General features: G+C 70.4%; 20 protein-coding genes. 7 read left to right on the forward strand and 13 right to left on the reverse strand.

Translation table 11 applies throughout. The features are described from left to right. The coding region (locus G5C60_RS32295; RefSeq protein ID WP_165264560.1) for an amidase family protein at nt 1–886 on the forward strand (886 nt) is incomplete at its 5' end. 92 nt (nt 887–978) lie between these two features. Here G5C60_RS32295 and G5C60_RS32300 read toward each other — a convergent pair. After that, complete coding sequence (locus tag G5C60_RS32300) at nt 979–1,737, reverse strand: IclR family transcriptional regulator (RefSeq protein ID WP_241267234.1); 759 nt, start codon at nt 1,735–1,737, stop codon at nt 979–981. Nucleotides 1,738–1,997: 260 nt separating this feature from the next. Between G5C60_RS32300 and ispH the strand changes: the two genes are divergently transcribed. From ispH to G5C60_RS32320, 4 genes are all read left to right on the forward strand, one after another. After that, nucleotides 1,998–2,999 carry a 4-hydroxy-3-methylbut-2-enyl diphosphate reductase gene (gene ispH, locus G5C60_RS32305; RefSeq protein ID WP_165264562.1) on the forward strand — a complete coding sequence of 334 codons (1,002 nt, stop codon included), beginning with the start codon at nt 1,998–2,000 and terminating at the stop codon, nt 2,997–2,999. 11 nt (nt 3,000–3,010) lie between these two features. Next, on the forward strand, nt 3,011–4,819 hold the full coding sequence (locus tag G5C60_RS32310; RefSeq protein ID WP_165264563.1) for a 1-deoxy-D-xylulose-5-phosphate synthase: 1,809 nt from the start codon (nt 3,011–3,013) through the stop codon (nt 4,817–4,819). Continuing rightward, on the forward strand, nt 4,816–5,967 hold the full coding sequence (gene ispG, locus G5C60_RS32315; RefSeq protein WP_338145994.1) for a flavodoxin-dependent (E)-4-hydroxy-3-methylbut-2-enyl-diphosphate synthase: 1,152 nt from the start codon (nt 4,816–4,818) through the stop codon (nt 5,965–5,967). The genes G5C60_RS32310 and ispG overlap by 4 nt, the downstream gene beginning before the upstream one ends. A 414-nt stretch (nt 5,968–6,381) precedes the next feature. Next, nucleotides 6,382–6,996, forward strand: coding sequence for a helix-turn-helix transcriptional regulator (locus tag G5C60_RS32320; protein ID WP_338145995.1), 615 nt, complete (start codon nt 6,382–6,384; stop codon nt 6,994–6,996). Here the strand turns inward: G5C60_RS32320 and G5C60_RS32325 are convergent. Genes G5C60_RS32325 through G5C60_RS32355 form a run of 7 tightly spaced genes read right to left on the reverse strand, consistent with a single transcriptional unit; the run spans nt 6,976 to nt 13,995 of the window. Beyond that, nucleotides 6,976–7,782, reverse strand: a complete 807-nt coding sequence (locus G5C60_RS32325; protein WP_165264564.1) for a transmembrane-type terpene cyclase — start codon at nt 7,780–7,782, stop codon at nt 6,976–6,978. The two genes, G5C60_RS32320 and G5C60_RS32325, sit on opposite strands and share 21 nt — an antisense overlap. A gap of 56 nt (nt 7,783–7,838) precedes the next feature. Next, nucleotides 7,839–9,032: an acyl-CoA dehydrogenase family protein gene (locus tag G5C60_RS32330; RefSeq protein ID WP_165264565.1), complete on the reverse strand. Its 1,194-nt coding sequence runs from the start codon at nt 9,030–9,032 to the stop codon at nt 7,839–7,841. A gap of 2 nt (nt 9,033–9,034) precedes the next feature. Beyond that, nucleotides 9,035–9,424: a limonene-1,2-epoxide hydrolase family protein gene (locus tag G5C60_RS32335; protein ID WP_165264566.1), complete on the reverse strand. Its 390-nt coding sequence runs from the start codon at nt 9,422–9,424 to the stop codon at nt 9,035–9,037. A gap of 4 nt (nt 9,425–9,428) precedes the next feature. Beyond that, nucleotides 9,429–11,222 carry an FAD-dependent monooxygenase gene (locus tag G5C60_RS32340; RefSeq protein WP_165264567.1) on the reverse strand — a complete coding sequence of 598 codons (1,794 nt, stop codon included), beginning with the start codon at nt 11,220–11,222 and terminating at the stop codon, nt 9,429–9,431. Next, nucleotides 11,215–11,433, reverse strand: coding sequence for a ferredoxin (locus G5C60_RS32345; RefSeq protein ID WP_165264568.1), 219 nt, complete (start codon nt 11,431–11,433; stop codon nt 11,215–11,217). The genes G5C60_RS32340 and G5C60_RS32345 overlap by 8 nt, the downstream gene beginning before the upstream one ends. 25 nt (nt 11,434–11,458) lie before the next feature. Then, complete coding sequence (locus tag G5C60_RS32350) at nt 11,459–12,628, reverse strand: cytochrome P450 (protein WP_165264569.1); 1,170 nt, start codon at nt 12,626–12,628, stop codon at nt 11,459–11,461. Then, the gene (locus tag G5C60_RS32355) at nt 12,625–13,995 is read right to left on the reverse strand and encodes an MFS transporter (protein WP_206440262.1); all 1,371 of its coding nucleotides are present in this window, start codon (nt 13,993–13,995) and stop codon (nt 12,625–12,627) included. Before G5C60_RS32355 ends, G5C60_RS32350 begins: the two co-directional genes overlap by 4 nt. Here G5C60_RS32355 and G5C60_RS51255 point away from each other — a divergent pair. Beyond that, nucleotides 13,949–14,275, forward strand: coding sequence for a hypothetical protein (locus tag G5C60_RS51255; RefSeq protein WP_206440263.1), 327 nt, complete (start codon nt 13,949–13,951; stop codon nt 14,273–14,275). The two genes, G5C60_RS32355 and G5C60_RS51255, sit on opposite strands and share 47 nt — an antisense overlap. 20 nt (nt 14,276–14,295) lie before the next feature. Next, nucleotides 14,296–14,469, forward strand: coding sequence for a hypothetical protein (locus tag G5C60_RS32365; RefSeq protein ID WP_165264572.1), 174 nt, complete (start codon nt 14,296–14,298; stop codon nt 14,467–14,469). 44 nt (nt 14,470–14,513) lie between these two features. Here G5C60_RS32365 and G5C60_RS32370 read toward each other — a convergent pair whose 3' ends face one another. From G5C60_RS32370 to G5C60_RS32390, 5 genes are all read right to left on the reverse strand, one after another. Further along, nucleotides 14,514–15,548, reverse strand: a complete 1,035-nt coding sequence (locus tag G5C60_RS32370) for a polyprenyl synthetase family protein (RefSeq protein WP_165264573.1) — start codon at nt 15,546–15,548, stop codon at nt 14,514–14,516. Between the two features lie 67 nt (nt 15,549–15,615). Continuing rightward, complete coding sequence (locus G5C60_RS32375; RefSeq protein WP_241267235.1) at nt 15,616–16,989, reverse strand: FAD-dependent oxidoreductase; 1,374 nt, start codon at nt 16,987–16,989, stop codon at nt 15,616–15,618. 8 nt (nt 16,990–16,997) lie between these two features. Beyond that, nucleotides 16,998–17,621 (reverse strand): tryptophan 2,3-dioxygenase family protein, encoded by a 624-nt coding sequence (locus G5C60_RS32380; protein ID WP_165264574.1) that lies wholly within the window; start codon nt 17,619–17,621, stop codon nt 16,998–17,000. Between the two features lie 28 nt (nt 17,622–17,649). Further along, nucleotides 17,650–18,639 (reverse strand): polyprenyl synthetase family protein, encoded by a 990-nt coding sequence (locus tag G5C60_RS32385; protein WP_165264575.1) that lies wholly within the window; start codon nt 18,637–18,639, stop codon nt 17,650–17,652. Between the two features lie 161 nt (nt 18,640–18,800). Further along, nucleotides 18,801–21,548, reverse strand: coding sequence for a LuxR C-terminal-related transcriptional regulator (locus G5C60_RS32390; RefSeq protein ID WP_165264576.1), 2,748 nt, complete (start codon nt 21,546–21,548; stop codon nt 18,801–18,803). Nucleotides 21,549–21,595: the final 47 nt, after the last annotated feature.

The raw sequence follows: 21,595 nt of genomic DNA on the forward strand, positions 1-21,595 counted from the left end.
CAACCCCCACAACCCGGCCCACACCCCGGGCGGCTCCTCCAGCGGCTCGGCCGCCGCGGTGGCAGCCGGCGTGGTGCCGCTGGCGCTGGGCTCGCAGACCGCGGGCTCGCTGACCCGGCCCGCGTCCTTCTGCGGTACCGCCGGGTACGTGGCCCCGGCGGGCGCCTGGCCGACGACGGGCTTCACCGGGCTCAGCCCGACTCTCGACGCACCGGGCCTTCTCGCGGCCGATGTCGCCGGTCTCGCCACCGCGGTCGAGGCCGTCGACGGCACCCGGGCCGAGGAGTCCCAGGCCATGAGAGTGCTGCTCTGGCCCGGCACAGAACTGGCGGACATCGATCCCGCGATGCTCGACGCACTGGAGCGCACCGGTGCCGCCCTGACCACCGCCGGCACGGAGGCAACCGCGCTCGGGGACCGCATGCGCACACCGGAACTCGCCGAGACCCATGCCACGGTCATGGCCTACGAAGCCGCCCGCGCGCTCGCCGCCGAGGCGCGGCACCCCGAGTCGCTGAGCGCCCACCTCAACGAACTCCTGGACCGTGGACGGAGCACCCCCACAGCCGACTACGAGGCCGCGCTCGCTGTCAGGGACAGCGCCCGCGTCCGGATCCTCGAACTCCTCCACGACGAGGCCGATGTGATCCTCGGCCCGGCCGCTCCCGGCCCCGCCCCTCGCGGTCTTGGCGCCACGGGCACGCCGGTCCTCAGCCGCCCCTGGCAGCTGCTCGGCCTGCCCGTGGTCACCGTCCCCGGTCACCGCGACGCGAACGGCATGCCCCTCGGCCTGCAGCTCGTCGGCCACCCCGACCGCGTGGGCCGACTGCTCGGCATCGCCCGGCACATGGAGACCCTCGTCCGGGACGTCGGCGGGGGCCACTGATGAAGATCACCGAGATCGAGGCGATCCCGTACGCCATCCCGTACACCAAGTGCGACAAGGGTTGTTCCCCGGGACAATGCGGCAGTGAGCTGTCAGCACGCTCCGGCCAGGTTCTCCTCGATGACGCCGACGGTGTCGAGCAGGACGCGCCCCACTCTGCGCAGGTCGATGTTGTTCACCATGTCGCCCACCACGATCGCGGCCACCGGGTCGGGCTCTCCGAGGTGGACAGGAGCGGCCAGTTCGACGAGTTCGGGGATGTACTCGCTCCTCGCGTAGGACAGCCCGGTGCGCCGGATCCGTTCGAATTCGCGCCGCATCGTGTCCTCCCCGGTGACGGTCCACCGGGCATCCGCGACCGGCGTGGTGCCGGAGAAGTCCGCGGGATTACGTCTGCTCTTGGCGAGCAGGAGCCTGCCCGCCGCCGAGCAGTGTGCGGGAAGGGGTTGCCGTAACGCCCTCGCGAGCCGGACGTGTTCCTTGCCGCAGAGGATTCCGACGTGCTGGACCTTCGTGCCCGACAGCAGGCCGACGCTCACGATCTTGTGAGTGACCTGGAACAGGTCGATCAGGAAGGGGGTGATCGTGTGGCTGAGGTTCTGCGCCTTGGCCGGACCGCTCGTGGCCGCCAACCGGAAAAGGTAATCCCCGAGTTCGTAGTACTTCGACTCCGTCCGGACAGCGAGACCAAGATCGGTCAGAATGTGCATCAGGCGGTGCAGCGTCGATTTCGGCTGATTGACCAACCGTGACAGCTCTGACAGGGTCAACGGCCTCGATGCCTCGGCCAGGGCTTCGAGCACGGCGAACGCTTTCCGCAGCGGGCCTCCGGCGGATCGGGTCGCGCCCATCTCGACTACCGCACCGGTGGCCATTCCACGGCTCGGCAGCCGAGGACTCCGTCCAGCGTCCACCGCGATGCTCCCGTCGCTGAAATACACAACTGGCTTATGGCTACCTGAACTCGGGCGGCTGACTCAAGACCGGCAAAGGCTGCTGGCCCGTGCGGCCATGCGATTGGGCCCTTTGTGACAGCGCCGGAAAAACGACCGTTCTGGAAACTGGAAACCGTCATTGAGCGGACGGCCTTCGCCTCCCTACTCTCCCGGACATGGTTAACGTGAGCTTGGACGAGCATGTAGGGCACGACGGCGCACGTCTCATCCTGTTGGCCGGCCCGCGGTCCTTCTGTGCGGGTGTCGAGCGGGCCATCGAGATCGTCGAGCGGGCTCTGGGGATGCGCGGTGCTCCGGTCTATGTCCGCAAGCAGATCGTGCACAACGTCTCCGTCGTCGACGACCTGGCGCGGCGGGGCGCGGTCTTCGTCGAAGAACTGGACGAAGTGCCCGACGGCGCGACGGTGGTCTTCTCCGCGCACGGGGTCTCCCCCGCCGTGCGCGAGGAGGCGGCTCGCCGCCGTCTCGACGTCATCGACGGCACCTGCCCCCTGGTCGCGAAGGTCCACGCCAAGGCCCGCCGGTTCGCGGCCGGGGGCGACACGGTCGTGCTCGTCGGCCACGCCGGGCACGAGGAGGTCGAGGGCACCCTCGGTGAGGCGCCGGACTCCATGGTGCTGGTCTCGACGGCCGACGAAGTCCGGAGGCTGTCACCGGCCGATCCGCGGCAGGTCTCCTACCTCACCCAGACCACGCTTGCGGTCGACGAGACCGCCGAGGTCGTCGATGCCCTGCGAGAGAGGTTCCCCCTGCTGCGCGAGCCGTCGTCCGAAGACATCTGCTACGCCACCACGAACCGGCAGAACGCGCTCGACGCGATCGTCTCGGAGGCCGACCTCGTCCTGGTCGTCGGTTCGGCGAACTCCTCGAACTCCGTCCGCCTGGTGGAGCTCTCACGCCGTCGGGGCACCCCGGCCGAGCTGATCGACGGTGCCGGTGACATCCGGCCCGAATGGCTGGAGGGGGTGCGCACGATAGGGCTCACGGCCGGCGCCTCGGCCCCGCCCGGCCTGGTCACGGAAGTCGTGAGCGCACTGGGCGAGTTCGGGCCGGTCAGCGTCGAGGAACGCCGGGTCACCCGCGAGACCACGCACTTCGAACTTCCCACAGCCGTGCGCGGCGACGCGGAGCGCCCGACGGCCGGTCGGCGAAGCTGAACGGGGGAAGAATGTCGTCGTCCGTGCTCAGCCGTGTCCTCGGCCCCCAGCAGCTCAAGGAGTTGCGCCCGGATCAGTTGCCCGCGCTGGCGCGCGAGATCAGGGAGTTCCTCATCGAAAGGGTGTCCGCCGCAGGCGGGCACCTCGGCCCGAACCTCGGCGTGGTCGAACTGACCATCGCGCTGCATCGGGTGTTCGACTCACCCGCCGACCGCATCGTGTTCGACACCGGACATCAGTCCTACGTCCACAAGATCCTCACCGGCCGGCAGGCCGCCTTCGGCACGCTCCGGGCGGCGGGAGGGCTCTCCGGCTATCCGATGCGCGAGGAGTCGCCGCACGACCACGTGGAGAACTCACACGCCTCCACGGCGCTGTCCTATGCGGACGGCCTGGTCAAGGCGCAGCGGCTGCTCGGCGAGGAACACCGCCGCGTGGTCGCGGTGATCGGCGACGGCGCGCTGACCGGCGGCCTGGCCTGGGAGGCGATGAACAACCTCGGCCGGGGTGAGGGCCCGGTGGTGGTCGTCCTCAACGACAACGGCCGCTCGTACGCTCCCACGGTCGGAGGTGTGGCCGAGCATCTCGCCGCGCTGCGGAGCGGCCGGCACCCGGGGCGGAACCTGTTCCAGACCATGGGTTTCAGCTATGTCGGCCCGGTGGCCGGGCACGACGTCGCCGCCGTCGAAGAGGCGTGCCGTCACGCGGCGCGGCTGGACCGCCCGGTTGTGCTCCACTGCGTCACCGAGAAGGGGTTCGGCTACGCCCCGGCCGAGAACGACGATGCCGAGCGCATGCACGGCATCGGTGTCATCGACCCCGCGACGGGCCGGTCGCGGACCGGTGGCTCACCCACGTGGACCGCCGCGTTCGGCGAAGAGCTGGAGCGGATCGCCGCCACGCGGCCCGACATCGTCGCGCTGACCGCGGCGATGCTGGGCCCGGTCGGTCTCCACCGGTTCGCCGAGCGGTTCCCCGGTCGCGTCTTCGACGTGGGGATCGCCGAGCAGCACGCGGTCACCAGCGCCGCGGGGCTGGCCATGGGGGGCCTGCACCCGGTGGTCTGCCTGTACGCCACGTTCCTCAACCGCGCCGTCGATCAGATCATGATGGACGTGGCCCTGCACGGCCTGCCGGTGACCTTCGTCCTGGACCGGGCCGGAATCACCGGCCCCGACGGCCCCAGCCACCACGGCATGTGGGATCTCGCCCTGCTGGGCACGGTGCCGGGAATGCGTGTCGCGTCACCGCGCGACACCACCGGGCTCGCCGAGCTGTTGCGCGAGGCGTTGTCCACGCGGGACCGTCCCACCGCGCTGCGGTTCCCGAAGGGGGGCGCGGGCCCGGAGATCCCCGCCCTCAAACGCATGGACGGGCTGGATGTCCTGCACCGCAGCCGGTCCAGGCCGCTCGACGTCCTCATCGTCTCCGCCGGGGTTCTCGCGGACCCCGCCCTGCGCGCGGCGGAGCTGCTGGCCGACGACGGCATCGGGGTGACCGTCGTCGATCCGCGCTGGCTGCTGCCGGTCAACCCGACCCTGGTCCACCTGGCGTCCCGCCACCGGTTGGTGCTCTCCCTTGAGGACGGTGTGCGCACCGGAGGCGTGGGCACGGCGCTGGCACAGGCATGCGCCGATGCCGATGTCCGGACGCCGGTGCACGTCATGGGGTTGCCCCGCGAGTTCCTGGGCCACGGCGGGCGGTCGGCCATCCTCACCGAACACGGTCTCACCGCGGAATCCATCGCCGAGATCGGCCTCACGCTGCAGAGTGCCTCGGCGACACGGCACGCAACCCCCTTGGAAAGGACACCGGAGTGACCCAGGTCGCGCTTGGTATGCCCGCTCTGCCGCCTTCGACGCTCTCCGAACGCCGCAAGACCCGCCAGCTACAGGTCGGCCTTGTCGGGGTCGGCAGTGACCACCCGATCTCGGTGCAGTCGATGACCACGACCGTCACGGCCGACGTCAACGCCACCCTGCAGCAGATCGCCGAGCTCACCGCGGCCGGCTGCGACATCGTCCGCGTCGCCTGCCCGAGCGCCGATGACGCAGAGGCGCTGCCCGCGATAGCCAAGAAGTCCAAGATCCCGGTCATCGCCGACATCCACTTCCAGCCGAAGTACGTGTTCGCCGCCATCGAGGCCGGCTGCGCCGCGGTCCGCGTGAACCCCGGCAACATCAAGAAGTTCGACGACAAGGTCGGCGAGATCGCCCGCGCGGCCAAGGACCACGGCACCCCGATCCGGATCGGGGTGAACGCGGGCTCGCTGGACAAGCGCCTGATGGAGAAGTACGGCAAGGCCACGCCGGAGGCGCTCGCCGAATCGGCGCTGTGGGAGGCCTCGCTGTTCGCCGAGCACGACTTCCACGACCTCAAGATCTCGGTCAAGCACAACGACCCCGTGATCATGATTCGCGCCTACGAGATCCTCGCCGAGCGCTGCGACTACCCGCTGCACCTCGGCGTCACCGAGGCGGGGCCGGCATTCCAGGGCACCATCAAGTCGGCCGTCGCGTTCGGCACCCTGCTGCGCCAGGGCATCGGCGACACCATCCGCGTGTCCCTCTCGGCTCCGCCGGTGGAGGAGGCCAAGGTCGGCGCGCAGATCTTGCAGTCGTTGAACCTGCGGCCCCGGAAGCTGGAGATCGTTTCGTGCCCGTCCTGCGGCCGGGCCCAGGTGGACGTCTACAGGCTTGCCGACGAGGTCACGGCGGGCCTGACCGGTATGGAGGTCCCGCTGCGCGTCGCCGTCATGGGCTGTGTCGTCAACGGCCCCGGTGAGGCCCGCGAGGCCGACCTCGGCGTGGCGTCCGGCAACGGCAAGGGACAGATCTTCGTCAAGGGCAAGGTCGTCAGGACCGTCCCCGAGTCGAGGATCGTGGAGTCCCTCATTGCGGAGGCCATGCGTCTCGCCGAGGACATGGATCCCGCCGTCGAGGGCTCACCGACGGTCGTCACGGACTGAATGAGGGATTCCCCTGGCGGGAACAAGGGCAGCGCCATGTCGTCGACTCCCTGAAGTCGGGCCGCAGTATGGTTCATACAGTCGACTATCCGACTGCAAAATGACCCATCTCAGGCTACTTGGGGAGTCCGGGCGTGTTGACGAGGAGCGGCTTAAGGCCGGGCATACACAAGATCCCGTCCACGCGGCGACCGGCCGCAATTCACGAGCGAGAACTCAGCATCTACCCAAGAACCCACGAGTTCGACCACTCACACAGTGTCAGTTCTCTTCCGTTCAATGCGTGTGAACGGAATATGAACTTTCCTTTCCCGGGCCGCAGCGATTTATGCCTGCAAGGGCAACCGAACATCCCGGCAAACATGCTGTGAACTCGGAGGGCGTACTGTGAGTGGCGAAAGTACGGCAAACCTGGTGCGAGCGCTCGTGCGGGCACCGGATCCGTTGACGCATACGGCAGTCAGCAGGCACCTCAGTTCCGCGCCGAACATCGAGGTCGTTTCGGGCGAGCATCGCGTTCCGGTCGACGTCGCCGTGGTCGTCGCGGAACGGATGTCCGTGGAAGTGACGTCGTTGCTGCGCAGGATAAAGGAATCCTTGGGCGTGCCGATGGTTCTGATTCCTGTCGAGATCGGCCGGGCCGATCTGCTCACCGCGGTGGAGTGCAACGTCGTCGCGGTGCTGCCGCGGGCGGCGGCCACCTACGACCGTATCGAGGAGGCGGTGCTGACCGCCGCGTCCGGCGGGGGGCAGCTCCCCTCGAACATGCTCGGCGAACTGATCAGACAGATCGAGCGCATCCAGCGCGAGGTTCTGTCGCCGCACGGCTTGCATCTCTCCGGACTGACCCCTCGGGAGGTCGACGTCCTGCGGCTCATGTCGGAGGGCCTGGACACTGCCGAGATCGGCGACAAATTGTGCCTGTCGGAACGGGCTGTGAAGCGGGTCGTCTTCGGGGTCACCAGGCGCCTCAAGCTGCGCAACCGGCCTCACGCGGTTGCCTATGCGTTACGCCGGGGCGTCATCTGACCGCGGCCGGACGCCCACGCTAGCCGCGGGCGCCGGCTCAGGACCGGATCCCGTCGGCGGCGCGACCGCCGCCGACGGCGCGCGCCAGGCCCACGGCGACCGTCCTTCCGTACGCATCGTCCTGTGCAGCATCATCAGGTAGGCGATGTCCAGGCCGACGTAGGTCGGAACCAGCACGAGGAACAGCAGGTGGGACGGGTAGACGACGAAGGCGGTCAGCCCGGCGAAGACGGATCCGACGCACTTCGCGACGGCGATGTACATGGACTGGCCCAGACTGGACCCGCGCCGCTTGAGCATCAGGAGGAACGCGGCACTCAGCGGGACCTGAATGATCATTCCGGTGTACATCCCGTCGCGGTCGTGGAACTCGTTGGCGCCCGCCATCACGATCAGCGCCGCCCACACCACTACTCCGGCCAGCGTCCACCGGAAGGTGCGCGGCGACAGGCCGGGGTAGTCGTTCCGCCCGTACCGGAAGGCCTGGTACAGGAGGACGACGCTGAAGACGACCCAGACGAAGTTGATCTGCCGCTGCGTCGGCGTCTGTTCCAGGAGGAAGGTGAGGCTGAACTCCCATGCGAAGTTCACCGCCACCAGGTACGCGGGAATTCCTGTCCGCCCGTCCATGACGGCCTGCCGGATCGCCAGCACATAGGTCACGATCCAGCCGACCGCGGTCGGTCCGGCCACCGCCCAGAAGAGCGGGTCCGGGACATCGGCCGCCCCCACCGTGACCGGTGCGACCTCTGACATCGGGATGAGGAACGGGGGAAGCCAACCCATGGGATTCGATTCCTTGCGTGAGGCCCCCGCGTGCGGTGCGGGGACGGACGGGCGGGTCAGAGGCTGGGCACGACGGGGTCGAGGCCGAAGAACGCCCCGCCGTACAGCTCGTGGCCGACGTGCGGGTTGAGCATCGCGTGCCGGGCCGCGGTGTTGGCGTCCCGCCAGTACTGCTGCAGCGGGTTCGACTCGGCGAAGGCGGCGGCTCCGTGGGCCCACATCAGCCCGTCGAGCGCGACGGTCACCAGGTTGGCCGCCTGGCCGACGTCACCACGAATGCGGCGCAGTTCGCTCTCCGTCAGCGCGGTGGCCGTGGCGGCGGCCTCGTCGATCACGTCGGCGGCCCGGTTCGCGTGCAGCTCGGCCGCGTCGATCGTCAACGCCGTCCTGCCGAGCGCGGACACGAAGGTCGGCGATTCCGGCTGGCTCTTGAAGCGGGTGGGCGCGATGCCCCGTCCTGGCGCCCGGTCGATGACAAATGCGCGCGCGGCCTGGCCGACGCCGATCACCACGGAGGCACAGACAACGGCCATGGCCGCTATCGCCGCCGTCCGGAACAGCGGTGGCAGCGTGACGTCGGTGGCGTTCTCCCGCCCCCGCTGCACCTCGCCTGAGATCACCCGGTGCTCGGGGACGAACGCCTCCCGGATCACGACGGTGTGGCTGCCGGTGGCCCGCATGCCGACGGTGTGCCAGGTGTCCTCGATCGTCAGGTCCGCGACGGGCACCAGCACGGAGAGCCCGCCGACGGCGTCCCCGTCCAGGTTGACCTCCCGCGCGACCAGGATCGCCCAGTCGTCGTGCAGGATGCCGGTGGCGTACGGCCAGGTACCGGAGAGCAGATAGCCGCCCTCGGTCCGGACCGCGGTGCCCGCGGCCGCGAAGACCGAGGCCAGCTTGGCGCCGGGATTGTCCCCGAACACCTCGTCCCGCGTCTCCCGCGGGAATTTCGCGGCGAGCAGGTTCGACCCGTTGATGTTGTTGACCACCCACGAGGTGGACGGGCAGTAGTGCGAGAGGGCCTTGGTGACCTCACTCAGGGTCCGGACGTCGGTCTCGAGTCCGCCGTAGGCGCTAGCGGTCCAGAGCCTGCTCAGCCGGGAATCGTCGATGGCCCGCACGACGGCGTCGGGGAGCCTCCGTTCCCGCTCTCCCTCGGCGACACCGTCCGCGAGGACCGGCCCGAACTTGTGGACCCTGCCCACCAGTTCGGCTCGTAGTTCCCTCAGGTCCGCTCGGGTGTTCGTCATGTTCACCATTCCGGGCGCTCGGAAATGAGGTTGGTGTGGTCGAAATAGTCCCGCCAGGCGCTGATCCGGCCGGCCCGCAGTTCGAACGCCGCCATCACCTTCAGGTTCTGCGCGAGGGGTGTGCCGTCGGTGCGGAACATGGTCTCCATCCGCTCGACCAGGACGGTGTCCGCGACGGTGGCCACGTGCCGGAACCTGACCTCCAGCCGTGCGAAGGCGGCCGGCATGAGGGCGAGGATCTGCTCCTTGCCCCGGCACACCGGGGACCCGGGGTTCTCCCACACACAGTCGTCGGTCAGGAAACGGTCCACCGCGGCGCGGATGTCGGCGGGGGCCGGACCCATCGAGGTCAGGAACTCCCGGACGATCAGCTCGTGCTTGTCGTCGGACATTGGCTCAGCTCCCGTCGGTGGCCGGTGCGGGCCGGGCGAACAGCCGGCGGAACACCGCGTCGAGGTCCTCGTCGGGACGTTCGCTCGCGGTGGCGCCGCGCCAGGCAACATGGTTGTCCGGGCGTACGAGGAGGGCGCCGCCGTCGTCGATCCCGCGCACCGCGGCCCAGGCGCCGTCGGCGTCCCAGTGGCCCGCCGCGTCGGGCTTGCTTCCGATGGGCACCACGGTGAGCGCCACCCGGTGGGTGTCCGCGGCCTTCTTGGCCGCGATCGCCCAGCCTTCGCCCAGCGGCCCGGTGATCAGCACGAACCCGCCGCTGCTGCCGACCAGGTCGTGGGTGGACACCCGGGTGCCGCCGTTTCGAAGCCACACGTGCGGCAGCCGGTGCCCCGGCCGGGTGAGCGGATGGTAGGCCGCGCCCATCGGGTCCCGGGGCGGCGGCGGGGTGCCGTCCGGGAGCACCGCGCCGGCCGCGTAGGAGTGGCCGAGTTCGATGTCGTGCGCCTGGTACTCCATCCGCTGGGTCTCGAACACCTCGCGCACCACGGTCCGCCGGGTCTCGCCCATCGGCGTGTCGGCGAGGAGTTCGCGGAAGTTTGCCAGGGTGGCTTCCGGCGGCTGTCCGGGCAGCATGCCGAGGCTCGTGAACAGGACCGAGTAGTTGCGCAGGCTTCCCATCGACCAGCTCACGTTCCGCGTGGCGGTGGGCAGCCGTTCCGCCTCGTACGAGTCGAGCAGCGCGTCGCCGGCCCGGCCGCCGAGCACGGCCCCGAGCTTCCACGCGATGTTGTGCGCGTCCTGGATCGCCGTGTTCAGGCCGCCTCCGGCGGCGGGTGGCTGCCGGTGCGCGGCGTCCCCGGCGAGGAAGACCCGGCCGACCTGGAAGGCCCGGGCCACCACGGCCTCCGGCTGGTACTCATTGACGTGGTGAATGCGCAGGCCCAGGTCCTCCGGCAGCCTCAGCAGCTCCCGCACCCTTGTGGCGATCGCTTCCGTGCCGAGGTCCGCGGCGGCACCCGGTGGCAGCCGGAAGTGCAGCGCCCATTCCTCGGATGCCAGGCCCCACTCGGGCCCGGCCGCGACGATCACGGACACCTCGCCGTCGGGGCTGAGGACGTGGGTCATCAGCACCGAGTCGCCGGGCCACCAGCGGGACAGGTCCGCGCTGAAATGGACCGAGATGATGCCGAACCCGCCACCGGCACCGTCCATCGGCACGCCGAGCGCACTGCCGATGCTCCTGCCGCCGTCGGCGCCCAGCAGGTAGCGGGCGCGGACGGTGCCCACCTCGCCGGTCGACCGGTCGGTGATCCGCGCGGTCACGCCGTCCTCGTCCTGGGTGAACTCCTCCATCACATGGTGGAAGAGCACGCTGGACGGCGCCCGCTGCTCCGCGTGCCGGCGCAGCAGCGGCTCCAGCCGGTGCTGCGGAAGGTTCGTCGAGGGGCAGGGGCTGTCGGCCGCGTACGGCCCGGCCGTGCTGCCGCCGCCGAAGGCGTCCATCCGGTGCAGTTCCCGCCCGTCCACGGGGCCGTCACCGGCCAGCGAGGTACACCAGGCGACCTCACTCATATTCGCCGGCGGAGCACTGATCCGGTAGACGTCGTCGGCCATCCCGTGCTGCCGGAACACCTCCATGGTGCGCTGGTTCAGGTAGTGCGCCCTGGGCAGGACCGAGGTCGACTCGCGACGCTCCACCAGCAGGTGGCGCACGCCCACGTCGGACAGGAAGACCGACGCGGCGAGTCCACAGCCGCCACCACCGACGACGATAACCGGCACGTCTACGTCAAGCATCGGTTTCCCCCGTGATGTCCGTGTGCAGGACGATGGCCGCGGCCGGGCACCGCAGGGCCGCCTCCCGGACCCGCTCGTGCTCGCGCTCCGCAGGAGTCGCGTCGAGCAGCATCACCGCGCCGTCGTCGTCGCGCTGGTCGAAGACCGCCGGCGCGGCCGCGGCGCAGTTCCCGACCGCGAGGCATTTTCTGTCGTCGACCTCGACCTTCATGATCACCTCCACGTCCGGTCCCGGGTCACCAGGTGACCGGCAGGGCGTTCACGCCGAAGACCAGCGCGTTGACCCGGTAGTCGAGCTCGTCCTGCGGGACGGCCAGCCGCAGCGTGGGAAACCGGGTGAACAGCGCGGGCAGCGCGACACGCAACTCCATGCGCGCCAGTTGCTGGCCCAGGCACTGGTGCGGGCCGAAGCCGAAGGTGAGGTGCCGTTGCGGAGCCCGGCGGACGTCCAGGCGGTCCAGACCCTGGTCGGGCGCCCCGAGGTCCCGGTTGGCGGCCAGCACCGACGCCATGACCCGTTCGCCCTCCTTGATCTCCTGATCGCGCACGCAGACGTCCGCGGACGCCCGGCGCGGCACGATGACGGCCGGCGCGCAGTACCGCAGCAGTTCCTCGACGGCGCCGTCGGTCGCCGAGGGGTCGTCACGTACCACCGCGAGCTGATCGGGGTGCTGGAGCAGCAGCGCGATACTGGCCGAGAGCGTGTTGGCGATCGTCTCGTGCCCGGCGATGAGCAGCATGTTGCCGATGCCCGCCAGCTCGCCGTCGGTCAGCTGGTCGCCGAACTCGCGCACCACGCGCCCCAGGACGTCGTCGCCCGGGTGATCCCGGTGGCGTGCCACGAGCCCGGCCATGTACGCCTCCATCTCGGCCGCCTTCTCCATCTGCACCTCCCGGCTCGTGTTGAAGTTCAGCGCGACCTCGGTGCGGCGCTGGAAGTCCTCGCGGTCGGCATAGGGCACGCCCAGCAGTTCGCAGATGACCAGCGTCGGAATGGGTGTGCTGAAGACCTGCACCAGGTCCGCGCCCGGCCCGGCCTCCGCGAGCGCGTCCAGCGTGGACGCGACGACGCCCTCGATCATCGGCCGGAGCTCCCGCGCCCGCTTGGTCGTGAACGACCCGGTCAGCATGCGCCGCAGGCGGGTGTGCTCGGGGCCGTCGTAGCTCAGCAGGTTGCCCGCCTGGTACGGCATGGAATCGCCCATCCGCACCTGGTCGTCGCCGAGCACGCTCTTGACGTCCTCGTACCGGGTGACGAGCACCGCGTCGAACTCGCCCAGCAGCGGGCTGGGCACCTTGACCCGGCGCAGTTCGTCCTCCTTCTGCGCCTCGTACAGGTCGGGAACGGGAGCGAACGGGCATGCGGCGGCGCGTCCCCCGATGGGGAACGTCTTGGGTTCGGTCATGAGATCGCCTCTCTGGGCATGAGGAGGAAGGGCAAACGACGTCCACGTGTCCACGGGACATAGCTGGGGATCGGCCGGACCGCGCGGGGGGCGTGACCGTCCGCGGTGGCGTCCTGCGGAGCGGAACGCGGGGACTCGCCGGGGATCGCGGCGCCGATCGCCAGGGCGAACACCGCGCCGGCCAGGCCGACCACCGCGGTGAGCACGAAGGCTTCCCGCCGTGGGACGGACGTTCCGTCGAGCGACACGCTCAGCTGGGCGAAGATCGCTCCGACCACGGCGCCGGACAGCGACGTGCCGAGGGATCGCATGAGGGTGTTGAACCCGTTGGCGACCCCGGTCTCGGTGGGTGAGACGGCCGTCCTGATCAACGCGGGTATCGCGCCGTAGGCGAAGCCGACGCCGCCGTTGGTCACCACGGTGCCGATCACCAGCATCGCGATCGAGCCCATCTGGACCAGGCAGACCACGTAGCCCAGGCCGATCAGCACGGTGCCCAGCAGCAGCGAGAACTTGGGGCCGCGCGCCGCGGAGAATCTGGCGCCGAGCGCCGATGCGCCCATCATCGCCAGCCCGGCCGGCAGCATCAGCAGGCCGGCCCGCACCATCGACCGGCCGAGGCCGTAGCCCGTGCCGGCCGGGAGCTCCAGCAGCTGAGGCACCATCAGGAGCTGTGCGTACAGGGCGAAGCCCACCACGACGGAGGTGATGTTCACCAGCAGCACCGGCCGCCGTGCCGTGGTGACCAGGTCGATCAGCGGATCAGCCACCCGGCGTTCCCAGACGCCCCACAGCGCCAGCACCACCATGGACGCGACAAGCAGGCCCACGGTGGTGGTGCTGTGCCAGCCCCACTCGCCGCCGGAGGAGATCGCCAGTAGCAGCGCCGTCAGGCCGACGGTCAGGCCCAGCGTCCCGACGCTGTCGAAGCGCCCACTGGCCGGCACCGGGGGCGCCGGGACCAGCCGGGCCACCAGCACGCCGGTCAACGCCGTCAGCACGCCGATCACCCAGAACAGCAGGTGCCAGTCGGCGAACTGCGCCACCACCGCGGCCAGCGGCAGCCCGACCGCCGCGCCGGTCCCCAGCGTGGATGAGGTCAGCGCGATCGCCGAGCCGAGCTGCCGCTCGGACAGCACATCGCGCAGCAGGCTGATGCCGAGCGGCACGAGCCCCATGCCAACGCCCTGCAACCCGCGCCCGATGAACACGGGAGTCAGCGAGTCGGCCACCAGCGAGCCCAGCGTCACCAGCCCGAGCACGATCAGTACCAACCGCCGCTTGCCGTAGAGGTCCCCCAGTCGGCCGGTGACCGGGCTGGTGACCGCGCCGCCCAGCGGATCCCGCTCGCCGGCCTTTCCCCGCATCACATCTCCGTACATCTCCGGCCGGACCCTGTGGGGGTACTGCTCGTCGGAGGAAGGACGCGTCCAGCCGCTGCCGGCACACGGCATCTCGGTCGTCGTCGAGCGGCTCCGCACCTGGCCGCGCGACGTGCCGCTGATCGAGGTGTTCCTCCACGAGAACGACCTCACCGAGGGGATTCCCGAGTCCACTTCGGACCTCGCCCGGCTGATCCGCCCGGAGCCCTCGCGGCGGTCGGTCCGGCGCCGGTCCCACCTGGACGCGGAACGGGCCTCCGCGTAGGCCGTCGCCCAACGGACCGGGTGGCCGGCGGGCGCACTGGAGACCAAGGTGCGGCCGGAATACTCAATATCGCCCTGCGCCTCGCGGTGAAGTACCACGCCTGGGGCCCGGACGGTTCTGGCGCGGCGCACGGCAGCCTGACGGAAGCGGCCCGGGTGGCGCTGGGCACCGCGATCACCGGACTCGGCCTCTGACGAAGCTGTGCCTTCTGGGGGCAAGCCCCAGACCCTCCGCCGCATCAAAACCGCCTGCCCACGATGAACCCGGCGACCTCCAGGAACTCGCTTCGCACGGCGTCCGCGATCTCCGGGGCGGCAAGGCATTCCTCCGCCGCGGCGACCTGACGGGTCGCTTCCTGCTCCGCCCAGTCACGTCCTCCCGCGCGTTCCACGAGGTCCGCGATGCGTTGTACGTCGCGTTCGCTCAGCGGCGCCGGATCGAGGTAGCGGGCGGAAAGCTCGTCCGTGTGCGGCGCGTTGAGCGCCACCACCACGGGCAGCGACTTCTTGCGCGCCCGCACGTCGGCTCCCACCTGTTTCCCGGTGCGGTCCGGATCGCCCCAGATGCCCAGCAGGTCGTCGACGAGCTGGAAGGCGAGCCCGACGTGCTCGCCGAAGGCGGCGAGCCGTTCGACCAGTGCCGGGTCCGCGCCGGCGAGGTCGGCGCCGAGCGAGCAGGCACACCCGAGCAGCGCACCCGTCTTGTCGCCCGCCATCCGCAGGCATTCGGCGAGGGTGACGTCGTCGCGCCGTTCGAAGGCGACATCGTCGGCCTGACCGCTGATCATCCGCTGGGTGGCGGTCATCAGCGACCTGGACGCGGAGCGGACACCCGCGCCCTCCGCGTCCAGCAACACGGACATCGCCGCGGTCACCAACGCGTCGCCGGCCAGGATGGCTTGGGGCACCCCGAAGACCGTCCAGGCGGTCGCCCGGTCCCGCCGTGTCTCGTCGCCGTCCATGATGTCGTCGTGCAGCAGCGAGAAATTGTGCACCATTTCCACGGCCACCGCGGCGGGAACGCCGCCCGCAGCCGTGCCGTTCGCCGCCCGCGCCGACAGCAGCGCGAGGGTGGGCCGGACCAGTTTGCCGCCCCACGAGCCGGTAGGCCTGCCCTCGCTGTCCGTCCACCCGAGGTGGTACCGGGCGATCTGCGCCATGTCCGGGCTCAGGCGGCGCTGGATCGCGTCGCGAAGGGCCGGTTCGAGCATCGCCCTGCCCGTGTCAAGGGCGGCCGAGAGCCTTCTGGTTGGCGTCGTGGTCGTCGTGGCCATGGGCGTCACCGCTCTCCCGGACTGGCGTGTCGCATGGTGTGCACCTTCGTTGTCGGCTCGGTGGTGATCACGGCGTGGGCAGGTCACGTGGGGTCGGCACCGCGGAACGCAGCAGGACGCGTCGGAGCACCCGAGGGGAGGTCACCAGGCTGCGGGGCGGGGTCAGCAGAAAGAGGACGTCCCGGTTGGCGCTGCACACGACCGGATCGCTCGGTACATGGGCGCGCAGCCGGTCGAGGTAGCGGAAGAGGAGCCGGTCGACGGGACCGCCGCGCACCGCGTTGCCGACGGCTCCAGGCATGGTGCTGTCCGCGCCCGTTGCGACCTCCCACGCCGCACGGGACGAGCGCAGGACCGCGCGTTGCAGGGCGTGCACCGGCGGTGTGCGTCCGTCGGCGAGAGCCCGTGCGAGCGCGACCGCGTTCATCGCCGCGACGGACAGGCCCTGCCCGTAGACGGGGTTGAGAGCGCACAGCGCGTCTCCGACCACGAGCAGTCCCGCACAGTCGCGGCCTCTACGGTCGTAGCGGCGGCGCCGGTTCGTGGTGTGCCGGTATCCCAGGGGACGGCCGACGGCATGGGCCGTGCTGAGCCACTTGTGGGGAGCGCCGTGCGGAAGTCCGTCGGCGAAGTCGACGAAGCCCTCCGGGTCGGTGGGCGGCGCGAGATCCCGGGGCCCGGACAGGGTGACCATCCAGCGGTCGTTCTCAGCGGGCAGGACGATCGCGCCGAGCGGCTGTCCGGCTTCGGGGACGATGTAGAAGCCCCTGAGGTCCTCGGCCGGTCCGTCGCCGTGGAAGACACCGGTGGCATACGCCCGTCCGGTCTCCACCACGTCCTCGGCGGGAGGCGAGCCCCCGAGATCGGCCAGCCACTGGGGTGTACGGCTGCTCCGCCCGGTGGCATCCAGCACGAGATCGGCCACGAACTCCTGCCGGCCCTGGTGACCGTCCCTTCTGGCCCGGACCGTGACGCCGGTGACGTGATCGGATCTGCCGAGCAGGCCCGTCGCCTCGGTCGACGTCCGGACCCGGATACGGGGGTCGGCCAGCACGTGCCGGCGCAGGCGGTGTTCCAGGAAGGGACGCGACGGGGTCATGACCGGGGCGGACGGATTGCGGCGGGATATCCACTGTCCTGCCTGCCACACTCCGAGATCTCCCGGGACCGCGAGCCGCGGAGCCCCCGCGCCCTGCAATTCGGGCAGAAGGCCGGGCAGCAGTTCGCTCAACGCGTTCATGCCGCTGGCCAGCAGGACATGGGTGTGGCGTGACTGGGGCACCCCCGCACGAGGCTCGGGGCCGTCCTCGTAGCGGTCGCGTTCCAGTACCGTCACCCGTTCCGCGTGGCGCGCGAGCACGTGGGCGGCCAGCAGCCCCGCCACGCTGCCGCCCATCACGACCACGTGCCCGAGCGAGGAGCCTGGGGACTGTGCGCGCATGTCGCCTCTCACGATCGTGGTCGCAGCTCGGCGACGGTGGCAGTGGCATGGGCGGCGGTTTCGTCCTGTTCCCGCGACGAGCCGTTCAGCCGGCTGCGCAGAAAGCGGATGCCGGAGGTGTCTCCGGTGCCGGGCTGGTCGCCGATCATGTACTCGACCAGTTCCAGGTGGGTCTGTCGCCAGCGACGCACGGCGCCGCTCAACCTGTCGAAGTGGCGGGGGTTCACCGGGCGGTGGACGTCATCTGCGGTCGTCAGGCGCTCGATGAGTGCGAACAACTGGCGGAACTGCTCGGACTGGAGACCGCTCGCCGATCCGAGCCGCTCCCGGAACCTCAGGAAGTCTTCCTGCCTCAGCGCGTGACGCAGCAGCGTCAACTGCCCCTCCAGGCCGTCGATCAGCCACGTCGCTCGTTCCACCCGGTGCGCGAAGCACCGCTGTCCGCACCGATTTGCCTCGATGTGCCGCAGATCGACCAGGACTTGGCTGAGGAGTGTCTCGGACGCCTGGTGCACAACGATAAAGAGCCGCTCGCTGTCGCTCAGGTCCTGCTGCTCCACCGGCGTGAGAGGACGCTGGAGCGAGAGCAGTTCGTCGAGGTGCAGGTAGGTCGCATAGGTCGTGGCGGTCATGACATCCACCTCCTCGGGTGAGTCCGCGCTACACCAGGCGACCCGGCACAGCGAGTTCCGCGAGCGCGTCCCTGTGGTCACTGGGCGGGAGGCTTTCCAGTGCCGTCGCGGCGATCCGCACGTGGCGACGCGACGCGTCTCGTGCCGCCTGCACTCCGTCATACGCGTGGACGAGCTCCGACATGGCCTCGTAACGCTCTTCGGCCAACGAGTTGGTGTCGGCGAGCAGATGCTCGATCCGCTGTTGCTGCTTCCTCGGCGCACGGTCATGCGCGAGCAGCACGGGCAGGGTGGGCCGGCCGTTGCGAACGTCGGAGATGTTCGGCTTGCCCGCCCGGGTTCCGTCGTAGGCCATCAGGTCGTCGCGAATCTGATACGCGATGCCCAGCTGATCGCTGTAGTCGCTGAGTGCCTTGATGGAGGTGTCGTCCGCCCCGCCGAGCGTGGCGCCCACACCACATGCCATCCACAGCAGGGCACCGCTCTTGTCCTTGATCATGTCGAGGTACGTCTCGACGGAACAGATGCCACGACTCATGCGGATTTCCCGGATGGCCGCGCTTCCGATGCGTAAACCGGCCCGGGAAAGAACCGCCAGTGCCTGCGCGACCCGCGTGGCGGGAGCTCCTGCTTGGTGACACTCGGACAGCGCGGCAAAGCCGTGGAAGAACAGTCCGTCCCCGCCGACTATCGCAGTCGGCTCCCCGAATACCGCGTGTGCGGCCGGTTTACTTCGCCGCTGTGGATCACGGTCGATAATGTCGTCGTGCATCATCGCGCCGACCTGCACGCATTCCAAAGCCACCGCGGCGGGAAGGACAGCCGTCAATTCACCTCCCACCGCGAGGCTGGACCGGATCACCAGCCAAGGGCCCATCATCTTGCCGAAAGGCACCAATCCATAACGCACTACTTCGTCGAGGCCCAGAGCACCATTCGGCCAACGGCACTCCACCTCGGCCCGCACTAACGTGGCCACCTCGGGATCGGCGACCTGAGGCACATCTGTGTCCGTCATGAAAAAGACGTTAGGTACGCCCGTACCGCATTGTCTTCACGGACGGCCGACATGTGCCCGAGAGGGACCACGAATTGGCATCTTTGACCCGGGGGAGCCGGCGGACGGGGCACGGGACGAGCGCGCTCGCTCAGGACGGGGCAGGCGACTCGCGCGCCTGCTCAGGATGTCCGGGCCGACGCCAGTCGGCCCGCCAGGCTGGCCGCGGCCAGTTCGACGCGGGAACGGCAGCCGGTGCGGGCGAACAGCCTGGTCAGGTAGTACTCCACGGTCTTCTCACTGACCTGGAGGTGCAGCGCGATCTGCCGGTTGGTCAGACCGTCCAGGATCAGCTCGATGATGCGCCGCTCGGAGTCGGCCGGCGCTTCCCGCTGGCCACGGGCGCGCGGCGCGGGCACCCCGCGTTCGCGGGTCACCGCACGAACGCGCTCCAGCAGCGCCGACGCACCGCACTGCGCGGCCAGTTCGTGTGCCTCGCGCAGCCAGGGCCGCGGGTCCTCCGCGAACCGCGCGACCACGAGGGCCGATTCCATCAGGGACGGCCGGTCCCCTCGGCCGCGCGCCAGGTCGGCGGCCGCCTGGGCGTGGGCGACGTCACGGTTCACCAGGGCACGCGCCATGAACACGTTCTCCCTCGTGTGCGTCATGGCGCCCTCTCGGTGCACGTGCTCGATCTCCTCCAGCAGCGCCTCCGCGGCCTCGTGGTCGTCGACGAACGCGGCGATCCGCACCCCCCGGATCAGCAGCAGGTCCAGCTCCACGCGCACCCCGGCCAGGCGCAGCCGCCGACAGGTCTGCCTGGCCAGCCGCACCGCCCGTCGGTCCTCACCCATGCGGTTGAGCAGGCCGATCTCCACCCAGGTGCGCAACGCGGCCAGCCTCGGGACCGGCGCCGCGTCGGCCAGCCACTGGGTCGCCTGCCGGAACTCACCACGGGCGGCGCAGATCTCCGCGGCGAACAGGCGGGCCGGGTGATGCACCAGCGTGTCCCTGGAGGCCGACAGCTCCATCTCGCGAACCGCGGACATGGCCTGTGACCAGTCGCCACCGGCGTAGCCGCGCACCACCCGACGGTACGCGCCGAGCACACCGGTTTCCGGAACCCGGTAACGGCGACCGAGCACTATCTGCGCCACGGTGGCCATGTCGATCATCGAGGCCGCTTCGCACAGCCGGTCCAGTTCCCGGGAAGGCACCGCCCGACCGGCGCGGCGCCAGCCCCGGACACAGTCGTCGGGATCGCCGTACAGCGCGGTGCGCAGCAGGACGATCTCCTCGGCGGAGATCAGCTGATCGACATCGGACCAGCGGATCGGCTCGTGCGGCACGGGTGTCCCGTCGGCGGGCGCCAGCCGGCCACCGAACCACCACTCGGAGAAACGGATCCGTTCGGCTTCCGGGACCTCCTCGTCCAGCAGCGACCGTACGGCCTCCTCGGCCGGCGGCCTGCCGGTGTGCAGGGTGACCAGGCAGGCGGCGAGGCGTATCCCGGCGAGGGAGACCGGAGCACAGCCTTGCTCCGCGTACCTGGTGAGCACTTCGCGCAGCAGCTCGTACTGCCCCGACAGGATGACCAGGGCGAGCAGGCAGGTGAGAACCTCGGCGTACTCGGGTCCCCTCGGCGGCAGCCGGCGCAGCATGGCCGCGCACCACGGGGCCGTGCGTTCCGGTTGTTCCCGCGTGGCGGCACGGGCCAGGTCGAGCAGCCAGGCGACCGTGTCCTCGTCGAGCGCGAGGGCCGTCCCGCTGCGAGCGATGTGGTCGGCGAGCACGCCGGGGTCCACGCCATCACCCTGCCGATGCCGGGCCAGCAGCCGCTCGGCGATCGACGCGTGCAGCCGGACACCCGAGGCGATCCCCGACCGCCCGGCCGCGGACGCCGCCAGGGCGGGGCACCGGCAGCGCACCCGGCCTGCCGGATCGGCCACCAGCACACCTGCGTCGATCAACTGGTCGAGCGCGCGGCCGCAGTCGGCGAGGTCGGCGCCGAGGGCTTCGGCGAGCAGCGGCAGGTCGTCTACGCCGAACCCGTCCCACACGGCCACCGAGGACAGCAGCCGCGAGGCCGGCGCACCCAGGCACGCGACGCGGCGCAGCAGGTGATGGCCGGCGGGCAGTTCGATCGGCTCCGACGGGACGCGCAGGCACAGCCAGCCGCGGACGACGGCCAGCCGACCCCGCTCACGCAGGTCGGCGAGAGTGCCCAGCACCGTGCCGGGGTTGGTGAACAGCGGTCCCAACGCCGTGCGCAGAGCAGCCGGAACCGCCTCGTCGAGTCGCCTGCCCGCGGCGCGGCGCACCAGGGACTCCGCATGGTCGTCGGCCAGCGGACCGAGAGTGATCACCTGATCGGCGGCGGTCAGTAACTCGGCCAGGCCCGGGCTGTGTTCCGCGGTCTCCTCGCAGGTCGCCAGCACGAGGCAGCCGGACCGGCGGGCCGAGGCCAGCAGCGGGGCGGGCTCGGCGACCGCGTGCGCGTCGTCGACCAGGATCGCGGTGCGCTCTTGCCGGCCGATCCTGTCGAACAGGACGCCCAGCTCGGCAACCATGTGTGGCACCCATCCGCCGGCCTCCGGCCCCTCCGCGTCGCTCAGCCGGACCACCGTGCTGAGTGAGTCGGCAAGCCCGACTTCGTCGAAATGCTCGAACCGGTCGCGCACGGTGCGCACCATCGGCGCGATCCCGAACGCGTCGTCGCCCCGGCCGTCCGCACCGGCACGGAACCGCACCGGCAGTACGTGCACCCCGTCCGAACGCAGGATCCGGCCCATCGCGTCGAGCAGCGCGGATCTGCCGATGCCGGCCGGTCCGCGGACCACGACCAAGCGGCCGGTTTCGGTTGCCAGCGCCGCACGCAGCGTCGCCAGCTCGCGGTCCCTTCCCTGGAGCGAGGCACGGTCTCGGGCCACTTCCCGCCCCCTCTCGTGAGGCCGTCCCCGGCCGGTCACGTGCAGGC

Origin of the sequence: Streptomyces scabichelini (genome assembly GCF_011045015.1) — a bacterium.
Lineage (GTDB): Bacteria > Actinomycetota > Actinomycetes > Streptomycetales > Streptomycetaceae > Streptomyces > Streptomyces scabichelini.